Genomic DNA, 22,516 nt, shown 5'->3' on the forward strand with positions numbered 1-22,516 from the left:
AAAAACCACTGGCTGAGTCGGTGGTCAAAGTGGCTACCTTGGGAGGGGTTCGGAAAATGGATGGCTCGGTCGCCCAGACCATGCTTTGTGGCACTTGCGTGGCACCCGGACAGTTTGCGCTGACCGAAAGCCCGTTGCCACAGAACGCCCCCGACGGCTGGGTTCTGGTCGATATTGACGCCGTTGGCTTGTGTGGCACCGATTTCCACATTTTTGAAGGTAAGCACCCGTTTCTGGACTACCCCCGTGTGATTGGCCACGAACTATCGGGGCACGTCGCCTTGGCCGCAAAGGGCTGGGCCAAGGGTCAGCCGGTTGTCATCAACCCCTATGTTTCTTGCGGAACCTGCACTGCCTGTCGCAAAGGCAAGCCGAATTGCTGCACGGGGATTGCCGTGATGGGCGTGCATCGTGACGGTGGCATGTGCGCCCGGATCGCAGTGCCATCGGGCAACCTATATGATGCCTCGGCCCTGCCCAAAGGGGCGGCGGTTCTGACCGAGTTTTTGGCGATCGGTGCCCATGCCGTGCGCCGTGCAGCGCCTCAGCCGGGAGATACCGTGCTTGTGACCGGCGCGGGCCCCATCGGCCTTGGTGTGGCGCTGTTTGCACGGCTGCGCGGCGCAATCGTTCACCTGCGCGATGCCAGCCCGGCCCGTTTGGCTGCTGCTGCGGGGTTTGGCTTTGCCGATCTGCATGGTGTTGACGACGCATTGCCGGAGGGCGGCTTTGACGTGGTGTTCGATGCCACCGGAAATGCGCGTGCCATTCAGGCCGGATTTGCCCATGTGGCGCATGGCGGAACGTACGTTCTGGTGTCGGTTGTCAAAGATGACATCACCTTTTCCGACCCCGAGTTTCACAAGCGCGAAATGACCCTGATGGGCAGCCGCAACGCCACCGCGATAGATTTTGCCACCGTGATGCAAGCACTGACTGATGACAGTATCGACGCGGCACGGATCATTTCGGAAACACTGCCCTTGCAGGATTTGCCCACGCGATTTCCGGCCTTGGTTGCCAATCGGGAGGCGCTGATAAAGGTCGTGGTTCAGATCGGGGGGCAGGCATGACCCAGCTTGTTCGCATGTCTGGCATCGACAAGCATTTCCCCGGTGTTCATGCGCTGAAGTCTGCACAGTTTGATCTGGTGCCGGGCGAGGTTCACGCGCTCATGGGCGAAAACGGTGCGGGCAAGTCCACGCTGATGAAGGTGCTGTCCGGCATCTACCAACCCGACGGCGGCACGGTCGAGGTGTCGGGTGAATCGGCCACCATCAACGGCCCGCGCGCAGCACAGGCTTTGGGAATTGGGATCATTCATCAGGAACTTGCCCTGATGAATGACCTTACTGTCGCGCAAAACATCTTTATCGGCCGCGAGCCGCGCCGCAGCTTTGGCCGTTTGGATGAACACAGACTGAACACAGACGCCGACGCAATCTTCGCCCAGATGAAAGTGCAGATCGACCCACGGGCCGAGGTACGCAGCCTGTCGGTTGCGCGTCAGCAAATGGTTGAAATCGCCAAGGCCCTGTCGTTCCGGTCACGCATTCTGATCATGGATGAACCCACTGCTGCGCTGAACGAAGCCGAAACGAATGAGCTTTTTGCGATCATCCGGCGGCTGAAATCCGAAGGCGTCGGCGTGGTCTACATCAGCCACAAGATGGACGAAATCCGCCGCATTTCCGACCGCGTGACCATCATGCGTGATGGTGCCTATGTGGGGACTGTCCATGCCGCCGATACCCCGATAGAGACCATCATCAGCATGATGGTCGGGCGTGATCTGCAAAGCGTGCATGTCGATATTCCCGACCTGACCTCCGCCCCTGTGGCGCTAGAGGTGCGTGGCCTTGGCCGGGGCAGGGCGATCAGGGATGTGTCGTTCAATTTGAAACAGGGCGAGATCCTTGGCTTTGCCGGGTTGATGGGGGCTGGACGTACCGAAGTTGCCCGCGCAATCTTTGGCGCTGACCCGCGCGACTCGGGTGAAATCATCGTGCATGGCAAGTCTGCCATGATCCGCAGCCCGAAAGACGCGGTTGATGCCGGCATCGGATACCTGTCCGAAGACCGCAAGCATTTCGGCCTCGCGCTTGGGCTCGATGTTCGGGCCAATATCGGCATGACAAGCCTTGCGCGCTTTTCCAATGCCGTTGGCATGCTGAATGAGGCTGGGTTAGAGAAAACCGCCAAGGATTACATCGCGAAGCTGGCGATCCGCACCCCATCAGACCGTCAGGAAGTGCGGCTGCTGTCTGGCGGCAATCAGCAGAAAATCGTCATCGCCAAATGGCTGCTGCGCAATTGCGATATCCTGATTTTCGACGAACCCACACGCGGCATCGACGTTGGCGCAAAGGCGGAAATCTACCGCCTGATGCAGGCGCTTGCCGCTGATGGCAAAGCCATCATCGTTATCAGTTCTGAACTGCCAGAGGTGCTGCGCTTGTCGCACCGCATCGCCGTGATGTGCGAAGGCCGTCTGACGGGCATACTGCCCGGCGGTCCGGCCACCAGTCAGGAAGAAATCATGCGCCTTGCCACAGTTCGGCAAAGCGCGGTCGAGGAGGCCACTGCATGACCACCCTACCCGTCGCCACCCCGGCCCGCAAACCTGCGTCCGGCGCACAGCAAAAACTGCTGGCCTTTGCCAGCCTGATCGCGCTGTTGATGTTCTTCTCGGTTGCGTCGCCGAACTTTTTGCAAACGTCGAATATCCTGGCTATTTTGCAGGCCACCTCGGTCAACGGGGTGCTGGCAATTGCAGCCACGCTGGTGATCATTACTGGTGGCATTGATCTGTCGGTTGGCACGCTGATGACGTTTTGCGCCGTCATGGCCGGGGTAATCCTGACGAATGCCGGAATGCCGCTGCCGCTGGGTGTGGTCGGCGCCATTGCTGCTGGGGCGATATGCGGCACGATTTCCGGCACGCTGGTCGCCAAGATGAAGATCCCGCCGTTTATTGCTACCCTTGGCATGATGCTGATTCTAAAGGGCCTGTCATTGGTCATTTCCGGCACCAAGCCGATTTACTTCAACGACACCCCCGGATTTTCGCAAATCTCTACCGGGTCGCTGATTGGCAAGATATTCCCCACTGTGCCTGTGCCCAACGGTGTGTTGATCCTGTTCATCGTTGCTCTGGTCATCGGATATGTGCTGAACCGCACGGTGCTGGGCCGCTATTGTTTTGCGCTCGGCTCGAACGAAGAGGCCGTGCGGCTGTCCGGTGTCAACACCGACGCGTGGAAAATCGCGATTTACGCGCTGGCGGGCAGCATTTGCGGCATCGCCGGGCTGATCATCGCCTCACGCCTGAACTCTGCTCAACCTGCGCTTGGTCTGGGGTATGAGCTTGACGCGATTGCGGCTGTGGTTATCGGCGGCACCTCACTGGCGGGTGGGCGCGGATCAATCCTTGGCACAATGATCGGCGCGCTGATCATGGCCGTGCTCCTGAACGGTTTGCGCGTCATGTCTGTGGCGCAGGAATGGCAAACAGTTGTGACCGGCGCCATCATCATCGCCGCCGTCTATGCCGACATGCTGCGCCGCCGCCGTGCCGCCGCTTAAGAACACCAACCAGAGGGCGACGAACGCCCCAAGATCCTGAGACTCGCACCATTCAACATCGACACCATGGGAGGAAACCCGATGTTTACCAGACGCACCCTGCTTGCCGCCGCATCCGCAACCGCGCTGATGCTGTCCAGCGGCCTCGCCTCGGCGCAGGACAAGATCTATATTCCGCTTGTTTCCAAGGGCTTCCAGCATCAGTTCTGGCAGGCCGTGAAATCGGGTGCCGATCAGGCTGCTGCCGAATTCGGCGTCGAAGTCACATTCGAAGGCCCAGACACCGAAGCCCAGGTCGACAAGCAGATGGACATGCTGTCCGCCGCTCTTGCCAAAAAGCCCGCAGCCCTTGGCTTTGCCGCACTTGACAGTCAGGCCGCAACCCCGCTCTTGCGTCAGGCACAAGAGGCCGGCATCCCGGTTATCGCGTTCGACTCCGGCGTTGACAGTGACATTCCGGCGACCACCGTCACCACCAACAACGTCGCGGCCGCTTCCTTGGCGGCTGACAAGATGGCCGAACTGATTGGCGGCGCAGGCAAGGTGGCACTGGTCGTTCACGATCAGACCTCGCGCACCGGGATCGACCGCCGCGATGGATTTGTGAACCGCGTGGCAGAAGCCTATCCGGATATCGAAATCGTCGATATTCAATATGGCGGCGGCGACCAGCTTCTGTCGACCGAGATCACCAAGGCGATGTTGACAGCGCACCCCGATATGAAGGGAATCTTTGGTGCGAACGAAGGCTCGGCTCTGGGGGTGATCAACGCGGTGCGTGAAACCAACACCCAAGGACTTGTGGTTATCGGCTACGACTCGGGTGCTGCGCAAAAGGCTGCCGTGCGTGATGGTCTGATGGCGGGCGCGATCACCCAAAGCCCGGTCGGCATGGGCTATGAAACCGTCAAGGCCGCGATTGCCGCGACCAAGGGCGAAAGCCTGCCGAAAACCATCGACTCTGGTTTTGCATGGTATGACGCAAGCAATATGGACGCGCCGGAAATCGCCGCCGTTCTTTACGACTGATCCCTGATCACAGGGACAAACCGGGTGGTTCCGTCGGTTGCGGGGCCACCCAAATCTGTTAAGGAAGAAGTGATGGATCTGGGGCTGAGAGACAAGATCGTGGTCGTGACCGGAGGCGGCTCTGGCATCGGTGCCGCGATCAGCATGGCGTTGGCAGATGAGGGCGCGATACCGGTGATTTACGCCCGCCGCGCGCCGGAAGATGATTTTCTGACCGCCCTTACCGCCAAATCGCCGCGCGCGGGGTGGATCAAGGCCGATCTGTCGCTGGATGACGACTGCCGCCACGCGGTTGCGCAAACCCATTCGGGTTGGGGCACGGTTTACGGTTTGGTCAACAACGCCGGGGCCAATGACGGCGTTGGTCTTGATGCCGGGCCAGAGGCGTTTCGCGCCTCGCTCAACCAGAATCTGATCCATTATTACACCCTTGTGCATCTGCTGAAGGATGATCTGAAATCCACCAAGGGCGCGATTGTGAACATCAGTTCCAAAACGGCCATCACCGGGCAGGGTGGCACCTCGGCCTATGTTGCGGCCAAGGCAGCGCAACTGGGGCTGACCCGCGAATGGGCCGCGGCCCTTGCGGGCGATGGTGTGCGCGTCAATGCCGTGATCCCGGCAGAGGTGATGACTCCGCTTTATCGCCGCTGGCTTGACACGATGGACGACCCCGACGCGAAGCTGGCAGAAATCACCGCCCGCATTCCTTTGGAACAGCGCATGACGCTGGATACGGAAATGGCCGCTACCACGGCATTTGCCCTGTCGCAAAAGGCAGGGCACACCACTGGTCAATGGTTGTTTGTCGATGGTGGCTACACCCATCTTGACCGCGCATTGTCCACCCTTTCTCCAACCACCTGAGGCCCCCATGCCCATCAGCATTCGCCTGAACCCCGATGACAATGTCGATATCGCCCTGACCGATCTTTTGCCGGGAGCTGATGCGCTTGGGGTCGTTGTGACAGACCGTGTGGCGCGGGGGCACAAGCTGGCAAATCGTGCTATCCAGACGGGTGAAAACATCCGTCGCTATGGCCAGATCATCGGGGCCGCCACACAGGATATTGCGGCAGGTGCGCATGTTCATGTCCACAATATCGCGATGTCCGACCACGCGCAGGACTATGCCTTTGCCTCTGAGGCAAAGCCTCTGCCCCCGGCCACGGAAGACCGCACCTTTCAGGGCTTTCGCCGCCCCGATGGCCGCGCAGGCACCCGTAACTACCTGGGCGTGCTGACAAGCGTGAACTGCTCTGGCTCGGTCGCGCGCTTCATTGCCGAAGAAGCCGAGAAAACCGATTGGTTCAAGGCGCTGGGCAATGTCGATGGCATTGTGCCCATCGCCCACGCTTCGGGTTGTGGCATGTCGGGATCAGATGAAGGCTACGCCACCCTGATGCGCACGTTGCAAGGCTATGCGCAGAACCCGAACTTTGGTGGCATCCTGCTGGTGGGTCTGGGCTGTGAAGTCCTCCAGATCCCCGATCTGGTGGGCAAAGGCCGGATGCGCGCGGACAACAACTTTCGCCATATGACCATTCAACAGTTGGGCGGCACCCGGAAAACGGTTAAGCGCGGGGTCGAGGCTTTGCGCGAAATGGCAGGCATCGCTAACGCCTATACCCGCGAGCCGATTCCGGTTTCGGAACTGGTGATCGGGATGCAATGCGGCGGCTCTGACGGCTATTCCGGTATCACTGCCAACCCGGCGCTTGGCGTCGCGTCGGACCTGTTGGTGCAGCATGGCGGCACCACGGTTCTGTCGGAAACCTCGGAAATCTACGGCGCCGAACATCTGCTGACCCGCCGAGCTGCAAGCGTTGAGGTTGGCGAAAAGCTTATCGCGCGCATCCGCTGGTGGGAAGATTACACGGCCCGCAACAAGGGCGAGATGAACAACAATCCCAGCCCCGGCAACAAACGCGGGGGCCTGACGACCATTCTGGAAAAGTCACTGGGTGCGGTCGCCAAGGGTGGCTCGGCCCCAATGGAAGACGTCTATCTGTTTGCCGAACCGATCACCAAAAAAGGCTTCGTCTTTATGGACAGCCCCGGCTATGATCCTTGCTCTGTCACCGGGCAGATCGCCAGTGGTGCCAATCTGATCGTGTTCACCACCGGACGGGGGTCGGTGTCGGGCTACAAGCCCGTGCCTTGCATAAAGGTTGCGACCAATTCCGAGATGTTCCGGCACATGGAAGAAGACATGGACCTGAACACCGGCGACATCATCGAGGGCGTCACGCTAGAGGCTAAAGGGCGCGAGATGTTCGAGCTGTTCATAAAGGTTGCCAGCGGCGAGGTGACCAAATCCGAGGCGCTTGGCTTTGGGGGCGCGGAATTCGTGCCTTGGCAGATCGGCGCGGTGATGTAACACCTCTCGCCACGGGCCAGTGCAGCAACGCAAGCGATATGCACGACACAAGACAGGAAGTTTCATGGGACGGTTGAACGGAAAAATCGCACTGGTCACGGCGGCAGGGCAAGGCATTGGCCGCGCCTCTGCCCTTGCTATGGCGCGTGAAGGGGCAAAGGTCATTGCAACGGATATCAATGAAGCCGCTTTGGCTGACTTGGCAGCACTGGGCATTGAGACCCGCGTGTTGAACGTGTGCGATTCTTCCGCCATCACCGCAATTGCCACAGATCTTGGCCGCGTTGATGTGCTGTTCAACTGCGCGGGCTTTGTTGCAAACGGCACCATTCTGGACTGTGACGAAGACCAATGGGCGTTTTCCTTCGATCTGAATGTCACCGCCGCCTATCGTATGTGCCGGGCATTCCTGCCCGCGATGATAGACGGCGGCGGCGGGTCCATCATCAACATGGCGTCGGTCGCATCCTCTATCATAGCTGTGCCCAATCGCTTTGTTTACGCCAGCACCAAGGCGGCCGTGATTGGCATGACAAAGGGTATTGCTGCCGATTTCATAACCAAGGGCGTCCGCTGCAACGCTGTCTGCCCCGGCACGGTCGATACGCCATCACTGCAAGAGCGGATGGCCGCGACCGGCGACTATGAGGCCGGACGCAAGGTTTTTCTTGCCCGGCAACCATCGGGCAAGCTTGCGCAGGCAGATGATATTGCAGCGCTTGTTGTCTTCCTCGCCTCTGACGAATCTGCGTTCGTTACCGGCACAGCCAACGTCATTGACGGCGGCTGGTCGAATACCTGAAAGGAACTGACATGAAACTTCTTCGTCATGGCGCTGCTGGCGCTGAACGTCCCGGCCTTTTGCATTCGGATGGGACCATCCGCGACCTGACCGGCATAGTGCCCGATATTGCGGGCGCTGTTCTGTCTGATGCGGGCCTGCTGGCGTTGCGCGATGTTGATGCGGGTTCGTTGCCTGTCGTGTCGGCAGATAGCCGCCTTGGTCCTTGCGTCGCCGGGACCGGAAAATTCATCTGCATCGGGCTGAATTATGCCGACCACGCCGCCGAATCCGGTCTTGCCGTGCCGCCGGAACCGGTCATCTTCATGAAGGCCACCAGCGCCATCGTCGGCCCCAATGATCCCATTGTCATCCCCCGCACATCCGAGAAAACCGACTGGGAAGTGGAATTGGGCGTGATCATAGGAAGCCGCGCGAAATACGTCTCGGAGGCTGACGCTCTGAATTATGTCGCAGGCTACGCCGTGACCAATGATGTCAGCGAACGCGCCTTTCAGGCTGAACGCGCCGGGCAATGGACCAAGGGCAAAAGCTGTGACAACTTTGGTCAGCTTGGTCCATGGCTGGTGACACGCGATGAGGTGGCCGACCCACAGGCCCTGTCGATGTGGCTCAAGGTCAACGGCCAGACCATGCAGAACGGTTCAACCAAAACAATGGTGTATGGCGTGGCGCATGTTGTAAGCTATCTGTCACAGTTCATGACCCTGCATCCCGGTGATGTGATCTCGACCGGCACACCGCCCGGCGTAGGCATGGGGCAGAAACCACCCCGCTATCTGCGGGATGGTGATGTGGTAGAGTTGGGCATCGAAGGCTTGGGCCAACAGCGTCAGGACGTCATTGCCGATACCTGAGAGACACCCGCCGATGGACCTGATCGACACGCACCAGCACCTTATTTTGCGCGACAGGCTGGGCTATGGCTGGATCAAGGGCATTCCCGCCCTTGCGTCGGGCGATTTCACCATTGCGGATTATACAGGGCTGACTGCGGGCAAAGGGGTGATCGGCAGCCTGTTTATGGAAACCGGTGTCGATGACGCGGATTATCAAAGCGAGGCCCGCCTGATCGCGGGCCTTGTGGGCACAGGCGGTCTGCTTGGGCAGATCGCCGCCTGTCGCCCGGAAGACGACGCTGGGTTTGATGCCTGGCTGGAGGCATGTGACACCCTGCACGTCAAAGGCTTTCGCCGTATTTTGCATGTGGTGCCGGACGCAGTGTCGCAATCTGCCACCTTCCGCAGCAATCTGCGCAAGATCGGGCAGCGCGGCCTGCCGTTTGACCTGTGTGTTCTGGCGCGTCAGCATGATCTGGCGGAAGACCTGATCAAAGCCAATGATGCGCAGGTTTTCGTGTTGGATCATTGCGGCAACCCAGACATTGCCGCCGGGGCGTATGCGCCATGGGCAGAAAGCCTGCGCCGTCTGGCGCGCTATCCACATCTTTACGCCAAACTGTCAGGCATCACGGCAAACTGCGCGCCCGGAGCGGTCTGTGCCAATCAGTTGCGCCCCTATGTGGACCACCTGATTGATTGCTTTGGGCCTGACCGCATTTTGTGGGGTGGTGACTGGCCGGTTGTTAATATCCACAGTTCTTTGCCGGAGTGGATCGACCTGACGTGCGAGATGCTTGCCCCGCTTTCACAGGCTGACCGGCAGGCGATTGGGGTGGGAACGGCGAAGAAGGTGTATGGCATTTAGGCTGTGCGCAAAGTTCGGGCTGGCGTTTGGCCCATGATTTGACCTGAAGGAGCGCGCTGCGCGCGCATTGTTTTTGTCTCGTCGCGCGCGTGCCGCGCGTCTTCTCGGGGTGGCGCTCCGCGCGGGAGTATTTGAACAAGCAGCAATACACTATCAGGGCTTCGTCCTGGGCGCTGTTTGTACTGCAGTGATGGTTAGTGTGTTTCGGTTTGACGTGCCAGCCCTCAGCCGTTAGCTCGGGTTCGGAATGAGGATGTAGTGATGTCGGTCTTCAGGGTTCATCATCCTGCGATTGCCGGATATGTGGTGTGCAAAGGCGCCGGGGGGCGGCGTTGTGCCGCTTGTTCAACACGGCTGCCGCGCGTTTTTTCTCTGAAATCCTGAACCACAAGGGGAGCCAATGGCCATGATGCAGACACATACCGGCCTGATCGGTCTTGGCACGATGGGCGCGGCTCTGGCGCTGAATATTGCTGAAAAAGGGTTTCCGATTGCTGTCTGGAACCGGACCGGATCGGTGACTGTGGCCTTTCAGGCTACTGCGGGCGATCTGGCGGCCCGTATTACGCCAACGGAAACTCTGGCAGGTTTCGTGCAGGCCATTACGCCCCCGCGTGCGATCATTCTGATGGTGCCGGCAGGGCAGCCGGTGGATGATCAACTGGCCGCCTTGGCCCCGTTGCTGGGTCCGGAGGATCTGGTGATTGATGCGGGCAATGCCAATTTCCGTGATACCAACCGGCGCGATGCGGCGGGGCTGTCGTTCCGGTTCATGGGCATAGGAGTGTCTGGCGGCGAAGAGGGCGCGCGGCATGGGCCTGCGATCATGGCGGGCGGGCCGGATCAGGCCTGGGCGCAGATGAAGCCGGTGTTGCAGGCGATTGCGGCGCGAGCCGAGGATGCAACCCCTTGTGCCGATCACATGGGGCCGTCCGGGGCGGGGCATTTCGTCAAGGCCGTGCATAACGGTATTGAATATGCCGATATGCAGATGATCTCGGAAGTTTACGGTGTGATGCGTGACGGCATGGGAATGGCGGCGGCGCAGATTGCTCCGGTGTTTGCGCGCTGGAATGAGGGGGTATTGCAGTCGTATCTGGTGGAGATTTCTGGTCAGGTGGCGGCGGCAGCGGACCCTGTTGGCGGCGGAGCAATGCTGGATGTGATTGTGGATGCCGCTGGGCAGAAGGGCACCGGGCGCTGGACTGCCGTGGAGGCGCAGCACCTGGCAGCACCCGTGCCGGTGATCGAGGCGGCGGTGATGGCGCGCAATGTGTCCGCGCGTCGTGCGGAGCGGGCGGCAGGCGAGGCACGGTTTGGCAAGGCAGAGGCGGTGGTCGATCTTTCGCTGGCAGACCTGGAGCAGGCGATGATCGCGGGCAAGATCCTGTGCTATGCTCAAGGGTTCGCGATGATGACGGCGGCGGCAAGTGAATTTGACTGGGCGCTGGATATGCCCGCGATTGCACGGGTCTGGCGGGCGGGCTGCATCATCCGGTCGTCCATGCTGAACGACATGGCGCAGGCTTTGGCCGAAGACGCAGGCCGCAACCTTATCCTTGCGCCGTTCTTTGCCGGACTTTTGGACGAAAGCCTGCCTGCGCTGCGTCGCGTGGTGGCAGCGGGCGCATTGCAGGGTTTGCCCCTGCCTGCACTGTCGGCGGGACTGGCGTGGTTTGATCTGATGCGGCAGGCGCGTGGCACGGCAAATATGGTTCAGGGCCAGCGCGATTTCTTTGGTGCGCATGGTTTTGACCGGCTGGACGGCAAGGATCTGCGACACGGGCCTTGGGGGCAGGCAGGTTAAGCCCCGATTGACCATGATATTGACCTTGAGGAGCCGCCCATGAAACCTGACGTTCTGGTGTTTTCCCCCCTTTTGCCGCCCTATCTGGAGGCGATGGCTGCGCGCTACACGCTGCATCGGCATGACCTTGCCGATGAAGATGGCAAAGCGGCGATGCTGGCTGACGTAGGGCCACGGGTGCGCGCGGTTCTGGTCAGCGGCCATGTGGCACTGACCGAAACAATAGTGGCCGCACTGCCAAATCTGGAAATCGCGTCCTGTTCTTCGGCGGGCTATGATACCATTGATGTCAACGCATTGACCGTGCGGGGCATTCCGTTGACCAACACGTCGGACGCTTTGTCCGATGATGTGGCGGATACGGCGATGATGCTGGCGCTTGCGGCGCGGCGTGGTCTGGTGGCGGCCCATCGTCATGTCACCTCAGGCGATTGGGGACAAACGGGTGCGTTTCCGCTGCAATCATCCTTGCGGGCCAAGCGGCTAGGGATTGTGGGCATGGGCAAGATTGCCCAGGCGATCATTCCGCGGGCCGAGGCATCGGGGATGGAGGTGGCCTATTTCAGCCGCACCGAGAAACCCGGTATCAACCGGCCGTTTCAGCCAGACCTAATGGCACTGGCGCAGTGGGCAGATATTCTGATCGTGATTGTTGCTGGCGGTGCGGGGACCATGAACCTGATCGACGGCGCAGTGTTGCGGGCCTTGGGGCCACAGGGCACGCTGGTGAATGTCAGCCGGGGGAGTGTCGTGGACGAGTCTGCGCTGATAGCGGCGTTGCAGACGGGTGCGTTGGGCCATGCCGCGCTGGATGTGTTCTGGAATGAACCCAACCCGAATTCGGTGCTGACCTCACTGCCGAATGTGACGCTCTATCCGCACCATGCCAGCGGCACACACGAAACCCGGTCGGCGATGTCGCAGCTGGCCGTCGACAATCTGGATGCGCATTTTGCGGGTGCGCAGCTGTTGTCGCGGGTGAATTGACGCGGGCTACACCGGCACTTGTCCATGGATCTGGTCGATAAGCCGGTTCAGGGCCGGGGTACGCGCCTGCCCCCGCCGTGTCATCAACCCGTAAGACCCAACGTCAATCTCCAGCGGTGTGGCAAGCGTGACGTAGCCGCCGCTATCTGATGCCGTGAACACATCGGTCACGGCGCGGGCGAGCGGGGCAATGGCATTGGTCTGGCGCACCACGGTCAGGGTCAGCAGGAACGAGGCGGTCGTCAGGCTTTGCCGTGGTGGGGGCATGCCGTGATCTTTGAACGCCTGCACCATCGCCCGGCCCAAGGGGGATGTGTCTGCTGGCATCACCCAATCAAACCGTGTCAGGTCCGACAGGGTGATGTCGCCGCGCCCCGCCAAGGGGTGATCTTGCCGGACCAACAGTGACACTGGCTCTGTGTCCAGCGGCGTGATGACGAATTCTTCGTGGTCACGCGGTTCGGACGGGCGGCCAAGAACCAGATCCAGCCGCCCCGCCCGCAATTCCTGACACAGCAAGGCGGAAGGTGCCACGGCCACATCTGCGGTGATGCCCGGATGGGTCAGTCGCAGCGTGCGCAGGGCAGGCAGCATCAGGGAAAGTGCGGGCGCAGTCACCGACCCCAGCCGCAGATGCCCCGAGTCACCCGAGGCTAGCCCGGACACCTCGACCGTCGCTTCCTGCAGCTCGGTCAGGATCCGGCGTGCGCGTCTGGCCAGCGCTTCGCCAACCACTGTCAGCACCACGCCCCGGCCACTGCGCTCATGGATTGGCTGGCCCAGAATGTCTTCGATCTCGACAATCAGGCGGGATGCGGTGGGCTGCGATACCCCGATCAGATCTGCCGCCGCCGTAATCCGCCGCGTTTCTGCCAGATGTGCCAGAAGGCGCAGATGGGTCATTTTAAGGTGGTGTAGGGGCAGTGCCATGGCATCCATTCATATCATTTATGAAGTATATGCTTCACATAACTTCATTTGACGCGAATGTATCCTCGCGTCAATGTCCCGCCTGATCGCGGTCCGGATGCGCAGATTGCACTGGAACGGACAAACCGCCGCGACACTGCCGTGTTTCACGGCACTTGGGAGGAGATGAGAGAATGCAATTCACCAAACGCGCAATTCTGAAGCTGGCCGTTGCCGCCACGCTGCTCGGCAGCCCGGCCTTTGCTCAGGACAAAGGCACCGTTGGCATCGCCATGCCGACCAAATCTTCGGCTCGCTGGATTTCCGATGGCGAATCGATGGTCAAGCAGTTCACCGAAGCGGGCTACGGCACCGATCTGCAATATGCTGAAGATGATATCCCGAACCAGTTGGCCCAGATCGAGAACATGATTACCAAGGGTGTGAGTGTTCTGGTAATCGCGGCGATCGACGGCACAACGCTGTCGAACGCGCTGGAAAATGCTGCTGCCAGCGGCATTAAGGTTATCGCCTATGACCGTCTGATCCGTGAAAGCGGCGATGTCAGCTATTACGCGACATTCGACAACTTCAAGGTCGGCGTGCAGCAGGCAACCAGCCTTGTCGCAGGTCTGAACGAGCGTTTTCCGGGCGTAAAGCCGCATAACGTCGAACTGTTCGGCGGCTCGCCTGACGATAACAACGCGTTCTTCTTCTACAACGGCGCGATGTCGGTGCTGCAACCGCTGATCGATTCCGGCGATATTGCTGTGCCATCGGGTCAGATGGGCATGGATGTTGTTGGCACACTGCGTTGGGATGGCGCTGTGGCCCAGTCGCGCATGGATAACCTGCTGTCGGCCAACTATGGCGACAAGGTTCTGCACGGCGCTCTGTCGCCCTATGACGGTCTGTCGATCGGCATTCTGTCGTCGCTGAAAGGCGTGGGCTATGGTTCGGGCGATCTGGCCATGCCGATTGTGACCGGTCAGGATGCCGAAGTGCCAAGCGTGAAATCGATGATCGCAGGCGAGCAGTATTCGACCGTGTTCAAAGACACCCGCGAACTGGCCCGCGTGACCGTGGGTATGGTTGAGGCTCTGCTCACCGGGTCCGAGCCGGAAATCAACGACACCTCGACCTATGACAATGGCGTCAAGGTGATCCCATCCTACCTGCTGGAGCCGGTTTCGGTGGATGCGTCGAACTATGAGGAAATCCTCGTGGGTTCGGGCTACTACACCGCTGACCAGATCAAGTAAGACCAAAGCTTACCGGGCCTGTCTGCCATTGCTCCCGGCAGGCAGGCCCGGTTCTCTGGGGAGGGGACGATGACAACGCTTCTGGAAATGCGCGGGATCAGCAAGCTGTTCCCCGGTGTGCGCGCGCTGGATCAGGTGAACCTGTCGGTCGAGGCGGGTGAGATCCACGCGATCTGCGGCGAAAACGGGGCCGGGAAATCTACGCTGATGAAGGTGCTGTCGGGCGTTTACCCGCATGGCAGCTATGAGGGTGACATCGTCTACGACGGCGGGACGCTGGCGATGAAATCCATCACCGACTCTGAATCCAAGGGCATCATCATCATCCATCAGGAATTGGCGCTGGTGCCGCTTCTGTCGATTGCCGAGAACCTGTTTCTGGGCAATGAAGTGGCAAAGGGCGGGGTCATCAACTGGCCGCTGGCGTTTCAGAAAACCCGCGATCTTTTGCAAAAGGTCGGTCTGAATGAGGCCCCCACCACGATTGTTGGCAAGCTGGGCGTTGGCAAACAACAGCTGATCGAGATTGCCAAGGCGCTGGCCAAGGATGTGCGTCTGCTGATTTTGGATGAGCCGACTGCCGCGCTTCAGGAAAACGACAGCCAGAAATTGCTTGATCTGATGCTGGAGCTGAAGGCGCAGGGCGTCACGCAGATCATCATCAGCCATAAGCTGAACGAAATTGGCCGTGTGGCTGACCGTATCACGATCATCCGCGATGGCACGACGGTATCAACACTGAACCGCGCCGATATCTCTGAAGATCGCATCATTCGCGATATGGTGGGCCGCGATATGGCGCACCGCTACCCCGACCGCACGCCAAACCCCGGTGAGGTGCTGCTGGAGGTCAAGAATTGGAACGTGTTCCACCCTGACCAAAAAGACCGCCAGATGATCCGCGATGCCGCGTTTACCGTGCGCAAGGGCGAGATTGTGGGCATCGCCGGACTGATGGGGGCCGGGCGCACTGAACTGGCGATGAGCCTGTTTGGCCGTAGTTATGGCCGGGGCGTCTCGGGTGAGATCACCATGGGCGGCAAGCCGGTGGATACCTCAACTGTGACAAAGGCGGTGGCCGCTGGTCTTGCCTATGTGACCGAGGACCGCAAGGCGCTGGGCCTGATCCTTGAAGAACCGATTTCACGCAACATCAGCCTTGCGAACCTTGCCGGAATCGCTATGCGCGGCGTGCTGAACCAGCGGCGCGAGGCGCAGGTGGCCGAAGACTACCGCCGCGCCATGAACATCCGCACCCCCAACGTGCAGCAAAAGGTGGTGAACCTGTCAGGCGGCAACCAGCAAAAGGTGGTGCTGTCGAAATGGCTGTTCACCGATCCGCAGGTTCTGATCCTTGACGAACCCACACGCGGCATCGACGTGGGCGCGAAATTTGAAATCTACAACATCATGAACCAACTGGCCGCCGATGGCCGGGGGATCGTGATGATCAGCTCGGAAATGCCCGAGCTTCTGGGCATGTGCGACCGCATCTATGTGATGAATGAAGGCCGGATCGTGGGCGAATTGTCCCGCGCCGAGGCCAGTCAGGAACGCATCATGGCCATGATTATGAACAGTACCGGGAAGGCGGCGTAAATGTCGGAAAAGAATTATCTGGGCAGCCATCTGCGCGAATACGGGATGATCATGGCGCTGGTCGCCATTGTGTTCTTCTTTACCGTGGTTGTGCGCGCCACCATCGACGTGGATTTTCTGTCGGCGCAGAACATCACCAACCTGTTCTTGCAGAACTCCTACGTCATCATCATGGCGCTGGGCATGCTCTTGGTGATCGTGGCCGGGCATATTGACCTGTCTATCGGATCAGTCGTGGGCTTTACCGGCGCGGTTGCGGCGGTGCTGACGGTCAATCAGGGCTGGCCGGTCTATGCCGTCATTCCGGCCTGTCTGGTTGTCGGCGGGCTGATCGGCGCGGCGCAGGGTTATTGGGTGGCCTATTGGAAAATTCCTTCCTTCATCGTCACGCTGGCGGGGATGCTGGTGTTTCGCGGCTCCACCCTCTGGTTGCTTAACGGCCAGAACATCGGGCCGTTCCCCCGCTCGTTCCAGTCGCTGTCCACCGGGTTTATTCCCGACATCTTTGGCGATGCCGATCAGGCGCTGTTCGGGATGGACCGGCTGAACGGCACCGCGCTTTTGATTGTGGTTGTTGCTGCCTGCATCGTGGTGTTTCTTGGCCTGCGCAAGCGGGCACAGGATGCGGCCTTTGGCCTGACGCCAGAACCCGCACTGGTGTTCTGGATCCGCAATGCCATCGTATGTGGCGCGCTGATTTTTGTTGGCTACAAGCTGGCGATTTTCCGGGGCCTGCCAAATGTGGTGATGGTGCTGGCGGTTCTGACGGTGGTCTACGCCTTTTTTACCGAGCAAATCACAAGTGGCCGCCGGATCTATGCGCTGGGTGGCAACGAAAAGGCCGCCAAACTGTCCGGGATCAAGACCGAACGTCTGGTGTTTTTCTGCTTCGTCAACATGGGCGTTCTGGCGGCCTTGGCGGGTATGATCGTGGCCGCCCGCCTGAACTCATCGACCCCAAAGGCGGGCGCGGGGTTTGAATTGGACGTGATCGCCGCCGTCTTCATTGGTGGAGCCTCGATGACCGGCGGGTCGGGCAAGATCATCGGCGTGGTGGTCGGCGCGTTAATCATGGGGGTGATGAACAACGGCATGTCGATCCTTGGTATCGGCATCGACTATCAGCAGGTGATCAAGGGCTTGGTTCTCCTCGCGGCTGTCATCTTTGACGTCTACAACAAAAATAAGTGAGGGCACCCATGCTGTTGTCGCAGATCAAGACTGAAACCGGCATCGCCGTAGTTGCCCGCGAAGGGTCCGAAGCCGCCATCGTTCAGGGCGCCGCCAGCACCTATGCACTGGCGCTAGAGGCGGCGAATTCCGGCCGATCTTTGGCGCAAGTGATTGCGACGCACGGTCTTGGCCCTGCGGTTGATCTGCTGCGCGCGGCGGCCGAAGGCAGGATGCTGGCCCCGATCACCCATCCCGACCCCGCGCACCTGCACCTGACCGGCACCGGGTTGACCCATCTGGGCAGCGCCGCCACGCGTGACGCGATGCACACCAAAGCGAATGCTGACGACGCCACGGATTCCATGAAGATGTTCCGCATGGGGCTAGAGGGCGGCAAGCCCGCCTCTGGCCCCGGCGTGCAGCCGGAATGGTTCTACAAGGGCAACGGCATGCATCTGGTTGCCCCCGGCGCGGCCCTGACCTCGCCCGGCTTTGCGCTTGATGGCGGCGAAGAACCCGAACTGGCGGGCATCTATATAATCGACGCGCAGGGTCGCCCCTGCCGCATTGGCTGGGCGCTGGCGAATGAGTTTTCCGACCATGTGACGGAGCGGATCAACTATCTGTATCTGGCCCATTCCAAGCTGCGCCAAGCCGCCATTGGCCCCGAAATCCTTGTCGGCGATCTGCCGCATGACGTGCGCGGCAGCAGCCGCATCCGCCGCGCCGGTGCGGTGATCTGGGAGAAGCCGTTCCTGTCGGGCGAAGCGAACATGTCGCACAGCTTTGCCAATCTGGAACACCATCACTTCAAATACGACCTGTTTCGCCAGCCCGGTGATCTGCATGTGCATATGTTCGGCACCGCCACCCTGTCCTTTGCCGATGGTATCCGGCCCGAACCCGGTGATATCTTTGAAATTGAGGTCGCCGCTTTCGGCCTGCCACTGACCAACCCGCTTGCCGTTGCCCCCGATGACGGGATGACAACGGTTCACACCCTGTGAGGATGACATGACCTTCAAACCCGCCAAATGGCCCCGTCACCTTCGCTCGCAGGAGTGGTTCGGCGGCACGGGTCGCGACCAGATCTATCACCGCGGCTGGATGAAAAATCAGGGCTTCCCGCATGATCTGTTCGATGGTCGCCCGGTCATCGGCATCCTGAACACCTGGTCCGAACTCACGCCCTGCAACGCCCACCTCAATGATCTGGCGCAACGGGTCAAGAACGGCATCTATGAAGCGGGCGGCTTCCCTGTCGAAGTGCCGGTGTTCTCGGCCTCGGAATCCGCCTTCCGCCCCACCGCAATGATGTTCCGCAATCTGGCGGCGATGGCGGTGGAAGAGGCGATGCGCGGCCAGCCTATGGATGGCTGCGTGCTGCTGGTTGGCTGTGATAAAACAACGCCCAGCCTGCTTATGGCCGCCGCCTCGACCGACCTGCCGTCGATCGTTGTAACCGGTGGGCCGATGCTCAATGGTTATTACCGCAACGAACGCGTCGGCTCCGGCACCCACCTGTGGAAATTCTCCGAAGCGGTCAAGGCTGGTGAGATGACGCAGGAAGAATTCGCCGAAGCCGAGGCCGGGATGTCGCGCAGCCCCGGCTCGTGCAACACTATGGGCACTGCCAGCACCATGGCATCAATGGCCGAAGCGCTTGGCATGGCGCTTTCAGGTAATGCCGCCATTCCGGCGGTCGACAGCCGCCGCCGCGTGATGGCACAACTGACCGGACGGCGCATCGTGCAGATGGTGAAGGATGATCTGAAACCGTCCGACATTCTGAAGAAGGAGGCGTTTGAAAACGCGATCCGCACCAATGCAGCCATTGGCGGGTCCACCAACGCCGTGATCCACCTGCTGGCCATCGCAGGCCGCGTCGGCATTGATCTGACGCTGGATGACTGGGACCGTTGTGGCCGCGATGTGCCCACTATCGTCAACCTGATGCCATCGGGCAAATACCTGATGGAGGAATTCTTCTACGCCGGAGGCCTGCCGGTCGTGATCAAGCGTCTGGGCGAGGCTGGGATGCTGCACAAGGACGCGCTGACAGTGTCTGGCGATTCCATGTGGGATCAGGTCAAGGATGTGCGCAACCACAACGAAGACGTGATCTTGCCCGCCGACAAGGCACTGACCCTGTCGGGCGGCGTGGTTGTGGTCAAGGGCAACCTTGCACCCAAGGGTGCGGTGCTCAAACCCTCCGCCGCCAGCCCACACCTGATGGTGCACCGGGGCCGTGCCGTGGTGTTTGAAGACATTGACGACTACAAAGCCAAGATTAACGATCCTGCGCTGGACATTGATGAAACCTGCATCATGGTCATGAAAAACTGCGGGCCAAAAGGCTATCCCGGCATGGCCGAGGTCGGCAACATGGGCCTGCCGCCAAAGGTGCTGAAAAAGGGCATCACCGATATGGTGCGCATCTCGGACGCACGCATGTCGGGCACCGCTTACGGCACCGTTGTCCTGCACACCTCACCCGAGGCTGCCGCAGGCGGGCCGCTGGCAGTTGTGCAGAACGGCGATTTCATCGAACTCGACGTGCCGAACCGCCGTCTGCACCTTGATATCCCCGATGACGAACTCGCCGCCCGTCTGGCCGCATGGAAACCCACGCATGATCTGTTTCCATCGGGCTACGGCTGGCTGCACCAGCGCCATGTCGAAGGGGCCGACACCGGGGCTGATCTCGATTTCCTCAAGGGAGCGCGCGGTGCGCCGGTTGGCCGGGATTCGCACTGATGCCCGGCTGTTCACCGATGAAACTCGCCCTCGTCGGCATCGGCAAGATCGCGGTAGACCAGCACGTCCCCGCCATCGCAGCCAGCCCCGATTGGCAGCTTGCCGCCACTGTCTCGCGCGCAGGCACGGTCGATGGCGTCGAGGCGTTCACCGACATGGCCAATATGCTGGCCCAGCGGCCCGATATCACCACCGTGTCGCTGGCCATTCCCCCGGTGCCGCGCTTTGCCTATGCACAAGCTGCCATCCGCGCGGGGCGGCACGTCATGCTGGAAAAGCCACCCGGCGCCACCTTGGCCGAGGTTCATGCGCTCGAGGCCCTCGCCGCCGAGCATGGCGTCACCCTCTACACCACATGGCACAGCCGCATGGCCCACGCCGTTGCCCCGGCCAAGGCGTGGCTGGCGGAGAAATCCATCACCCGCGCTCGTATCACTTGGCGCGAGGATGTGCGCAAATGGCACCCTGGTCAGGATTGGGTGTTTGAACCGGGCGGCATGGGCGTGTTCGATCCCGGCATCAACGCCCTGTCGATCCTGACCGAAATCCTCCCCGCCCCGGTGCATCTGCAAGCCGCAGATCTGGAATTCCCCGCCAACCGCCAGACGCCCATCGCTGCCCGCCTTACATTCAGCGGCAACGTCGCCGCCGATTTTGATTGGCGTCAGACCGGCCCGCAGACCTGGGATATCGAGATCGACACCACGGTTGGTGCAATGGCGCTGCGGATGGGCGGCAATGTGCTGGAAATCGGCGACCAGCCTTCACGGGGCGAAAACACCATCATGGGCGAATATCCCGCCCTTTACGCCCGCATGGCGGATCTGATATGCCAGTCCCGGTCCGAAGTTGACCTCGCCCCGATGGTACATGTCGCTGACGCCATGACCCTTGGCAAACGCAGCATAACAGACCCGTTCTACTTCTGACGCCCATTTTCTGTTCTGAAATATCCCACGGGGGGTCCGGGGGGTGTGAAACCCCCCGGTTCGCCGGCAAATATCGGAGACTGACATGCTGACAGGCAAGCACCTCATCGCGGGCGACTGGATTTCGGGGGCGACGACCTTTGCCTCCACTCCCGCCCATGGCCCGGCCCATGATTTTGCGGTCGGCACCCCTGCGCTGGTGGACCGGGCGGTTATGGCGGCCGAGGCTGCTTTCCCCTCTTTCGCTGCGACGCCACGCGCGGATCGCGCTGCCTTCCTCGACGCCATCGCTGATGAGATTGACGCGCGCGGTGATGCCATCACCGAAATCGGTACGCAGGAAACCGGCTTGCCGGTCGCGCGTCTGCAGGGCGAGCGGGGCCGCACCACCGGCCAGCTGCGGCTGTTTGCGTCGCATATCCGCGCGGGCGACTACCTTGATCGTCGTCACGATGCCGCCCTGCCAGACCGCCAACCCTTGCCGCGTCCGGATCTGAAAATGATCCAGCGCCCGATCGGCCCGGTCGCGGTGTTTGGCGCGTCAAACTTCCCGCTGGCCTTTTCGGTTGCGGGCGGCGACACCGCAAGCGCGCTTGCGGCAGGCTGTCCGGTGGTGGTCAAGGGCCACTCGGCCCACCCCGGCACCGGCGAGATTGTAGCCCAAGCCGTTGATGCCGCTCGAAAATCCTGCAACCTGCATCCGGGCGTGTTCAGCCTTGTGCAGGGCGGCAAGCGTGATGTCGGCGAAGCGCTGGTCCAGCACCCTTTGATCCGCGCCGTCGGCTTCACCGGCTCGCTCGGCGGTGGGCGCGCGCTGTTTGATCTGTGCGCCCGCAGGCCCGCCCCGATCCCGTTCTTCGGCGAATTGGGCAGCGTGAACCCGATGTTCCTGCTGCCCGCCGCGCTGTCGGCGCGGGGCGAGGCGATTGCAAAGGGCTGGGCCGCCAGCCTGACCATGGGCGCGGGCCAGTTCTGCACCAACCCGGGGCTTGCCGTGGTGATCGACGGCGCCGATGCCGACGCCTTCGCCACCACCGCCAAAGCCGCCCTTGAACCCGTGGCCGCGCAAACCATGCTGACCGATGGCATGGCTGACGCCTATCGCGCGGGCCGCGACCGGGTGGCCGCCGGCACCGGCGTCCGCAGCCTGCTGACCACGATGTGCGAGGCGCGCGCCGCCACGCCGAACCTGTTTGAGGTGTCGGGGGCGGACTGGCTGGCCGATCATATGCTGGCGGAAGAGGTGTTCGGCCCGCTCGGCCTGATCATTCGCGTGCAGGACGCAGCCGAAATGGAGGCGATCGCGGCCAGCCTGCAAGGCCAGCTGACCTGCACCTTGCACCTTGATGACGCAGACACCGCCCTCGGCCAACGCCTCATGCCGATCCTTGAACGCAAGGCCGGACGCGTGCTGGCCAACGGCTTCCCCACCGGGGTCGAGGTGGCCGACAGCATGGTCCACGGCGGCCCATACCCCGCCAGCACCAACTTTGGCGCCACCTCCGTCGGCACACTGTCCATCCGCCGCTGGCTCCGCCCCGTCTGCTACCAGAACATCCCAGAAGCACTCTTGCCCGAAACCTTCGGCTA

General features: G+C 61.0%; 19 protein-coding genes. 18 read left to right on the top strand and 1 reads right to left on the bottom strand.

Annotated features, from left to right (window positions below):
- Nucleotides 1-56: 56 nt before the first annotated feature.
- The 11 genes from Q8K08_RS16780 to Q8K08_RS16830 all read left to right on the top strand — a co-directional run bounded on the left by Q8K08_RS16780 (nucleotide 57) and on the right by Q8K08_RS16830 (nucleotide 12,297).
- Nucleotides 57-1,073 carry a zinc-binding alcohol dehydrogenase family protein gene (locus tag Q8K08_RS16780; RefSeq protein ID WP_304803720.1) on the top strand — a complete coding sequence of 339 codons (1,017 nt, stop codon included), beginning with the start codon at nucleotides 57-59 and terminating at the stop codon, nucleotides 1,071-1,073.
- A complete protein-coding gene (locus tag Q8K08_RS16785) occupies nucleotides 1,070-2,590 on the top strand; it encodes a sugar ABC transporter ATP-binding protein (protein WP_305250868.1) in 1,521 nt (506 codons plus the stop codon). Before Q8K08_RS16780 ends, Q8K08_RS16785 begins: the two co-directional genes overlap by 4 nt.
- On the top strand, nucleotides 2,587-3,585 hold the full coding sequence (locus Q8K08_RS16790) for an ABC transporter permease (protein WP_304803724.1): 999 nt from the start codon (nucleotides 2,587-2,589) through the stop codon (nucleotides 3,583-3,585). The genes Q8K08_RS16785 and Q8K08_RS16790 overlap by 4 nt, the downstream gene beginning before the upstream one ends.
- Nucleotides 3,586-3,666: 81 nt before the next feature.
- A complete protein-coding gene (locus Q8K08_RS16795; RefSeq protein ID WP_304803726.1) occupies nucleotides 3,667-4,614 on the top strand; it encodes an ABC transporter substrate-binding protein in 948 nt (315 codons plus the stop codon).
- A gap of 72 nt (nucleotides 4,615-4,686) precedes the next feature.
- Entirely contained in the window at nucleotides 4,687-5,481 is a 795-nt protein-coding gene (locus Q8K08_RS16800; RefSeq protein WP_305250869.1) for an SDR family oxidoreductase, read from the top strand.
- Between the two features lie 7 nt (nucleotides 5,482-5,488).
- Entirely contained in the window at nucleotides 5,489-6,994 is a 1,506-nt protein-coding gene (locus Q8K08_RS16805; RefSeq protein WP_305250870.1) for a UxaA family hydrolase, read from the top strand.
- A 64-nt stretch (nucleotides 6,995-7,058) separates the two neighbouring features.
- Entirely contained in the window at nucleotides 7,059-7,796 is a 738-nt protein-coding gene (locus Q8K08_RS16810) for an SDR family oxidoreductase (protein ID WP_305250871.1), read from the top strand.
- An 11-nt stretch (nucleotides 7,797-7,807) separates the two neighbouring features.
- Nucleotides 7,808-8,653, top strand: a complete 846-nt coding sequence (locus tag Q8K08_RS16815; RefSeq protein WP_305250872.1) for a fumarylacetoacetate hydrolase family protein — start codon at nucleotides 7,808-7,810, stop codon at nucleotides 8,651-8,653.
- Nucleotides 8,654-8,666: 13 nt separating this feature from the next.
- A complete protein-coding gene (locus tag Q8K08_RS16820; protein WP_305250873.1) occupies nucleotides 8,667-9,503 on the top strand; it encodes an amidohydrolase in 837 nt (278 codons plus the stop codon).
- 406 nt (nucleotides 9,504-9,909) lie between these two features.
- Nucleotides 9,910-11,310, top strand: coding sequence for an NADP-dependent phosphogluconate dehydrogenase (gene gndA, locus Q8K08_RS16825; RefSeq protein ID WP_370870560.1), 1,401 nt, complete (start codon nucleotides 9,910-9,912; stop codon nucleotides 11,308-11,310).
- A gap of 39 nt (nucleotides 11,311-11,349) precedes the next feature.
- Nucleotides 11,350-12,297: a 2-hydroxyacid dehydrogenase gene (locus tag Q8K08_RS16830; protein WP_305250875.1), complete on the top strand. Its 948-nt coding sequence runs from the start codon at nucleotides 11,350-11,352 to the stop codon at nucleotides 12,295-12,297.
- A gap of 6 nt (nucleotides 12,298-12,303) precedes the next feature.
- Here Q8K08_RS16830 and Q8K08_RS16835 read toward each other — a convergent pair whose 3' ends face one another.
- Nucleotides 12,304-13,227 (bottom strand): LysR family transcriptional regulator, encoded by a 924-nt coding sequence (locus Q8K08_RS16835; protein ID WP_304804939.1) that lies wholly within the window; start codon nucleotides 13,225-13,227, stop codon nucleotides 12,304-12,306.
- A gap of 173 nt (nucleotides 13,228-13,400) precedes the next feature.
- Here Q8K08_RS16835 and chvE point away from each other — a divergent pair, with 173 nt between their 5' ends.
- The 7 genes from chvE to Q8K08_RS16870 form a co-directional block, all read left to right on the top strand.
- The gene (gene chvE, locus Q8K08_RS16840; RefSeq protein ID WP_304804937.1) at nucleotides 13,401-14,468 is read left to right on the top strand and encodes a multiple monosaccharide ABC transporter substrate-binding protein; all 1,068 of its coding nucleotides are present in this window, start codon (nucleotides 13,401-13,403) and stop codon (nucleotides 14,466-14,468) included.
- A gap of 69 nt (nucleotides 14,469-14,537) precedes the next feature.
- Complete coding sequence (gene mmsA, locus Q8K08_RS16845; RefSeq protein WP_305250877.1) at nucleotides 14,538-16,067, top strand: multiple monosaccharide ABC transporter ATP-binding protein; 1,530 nt, start codon at nucleotides 14,538-14,540, stop codon at nucleotides 16,065-16,067.
- The gene (gene mmsB / locus Q8K08_RS16850) at nucleotides 16,068-17,258 is read left to right on the top strand and encodes a multiple monosaccharide ABC transporter permease (protein ID WP_305250878.1); all 1,191 of its coding nucleotides are present in this window, start codon (nucleotides 16,068-16,070) and stop codon (nucleotides 17,256-17,258) included.
- Between the two features lie 8 nt (nucleotides 17,259-17,266).
- Complete coding sequence (gene araD1 / locus Q8K08_RS16855) at nucleotides 17,267-18,247, top strand: AraD1 family protein (RefSeq protein WP_304800403.1); 981 nt, start codon at nucleotides 17,267-17,269, stop codon at nucleotides 18,245-18,247.
- Nucleotides 18,248-18,254: 7 nt separating this feature from the next.
- Entirely contained in the window at nucleotides 18,255-19,997 is a 1,743-nt protein-coding gene (gene araD / locus Q8K08_RS16860) for an L-arabinonate dehydratase (RefSeq protein ID WP_305250880.1), read from the top strand.
- A 17-nt stretch (nucleotides 19,998-20,014) separates the two neighbouring features.
- Nucleotides 20,015-20,926 carry a Gfo/Idh/MocA family protein gene (locus Q8K08_RS16865; RefSeq protein ID WP_305250881.1) on the top strand — a complete coding sequence of 304 codons (912 nt, stop codon included), beginning with the start codon at nucleotides 20,015-20,017 and terminating at the stop codon, nucleotides 20,924-20,926.
- Between the two features lie 85 nt (nucleotides 20,927-21,011).
- On the top strand, nucleotides 21,012-22,516 hold a 1,505-nt coding region (locus Q8K08_RS16870), incomplete at its 3' end, for an aldehyde dehydrogenase (NADP(+)) (RefSeq protein ID WP_304800408.1).

Origin of the sequence: Pseudotabrizicola sp. (assembly GCF_030684215.1) — a bacterium.
Taxonomy (GTDB): Bacteria; Pseudomonadota; Alphaproteobacteria; order Rhodobacterales; family Rhodobacteraceae; genus Pseudotabrizicola.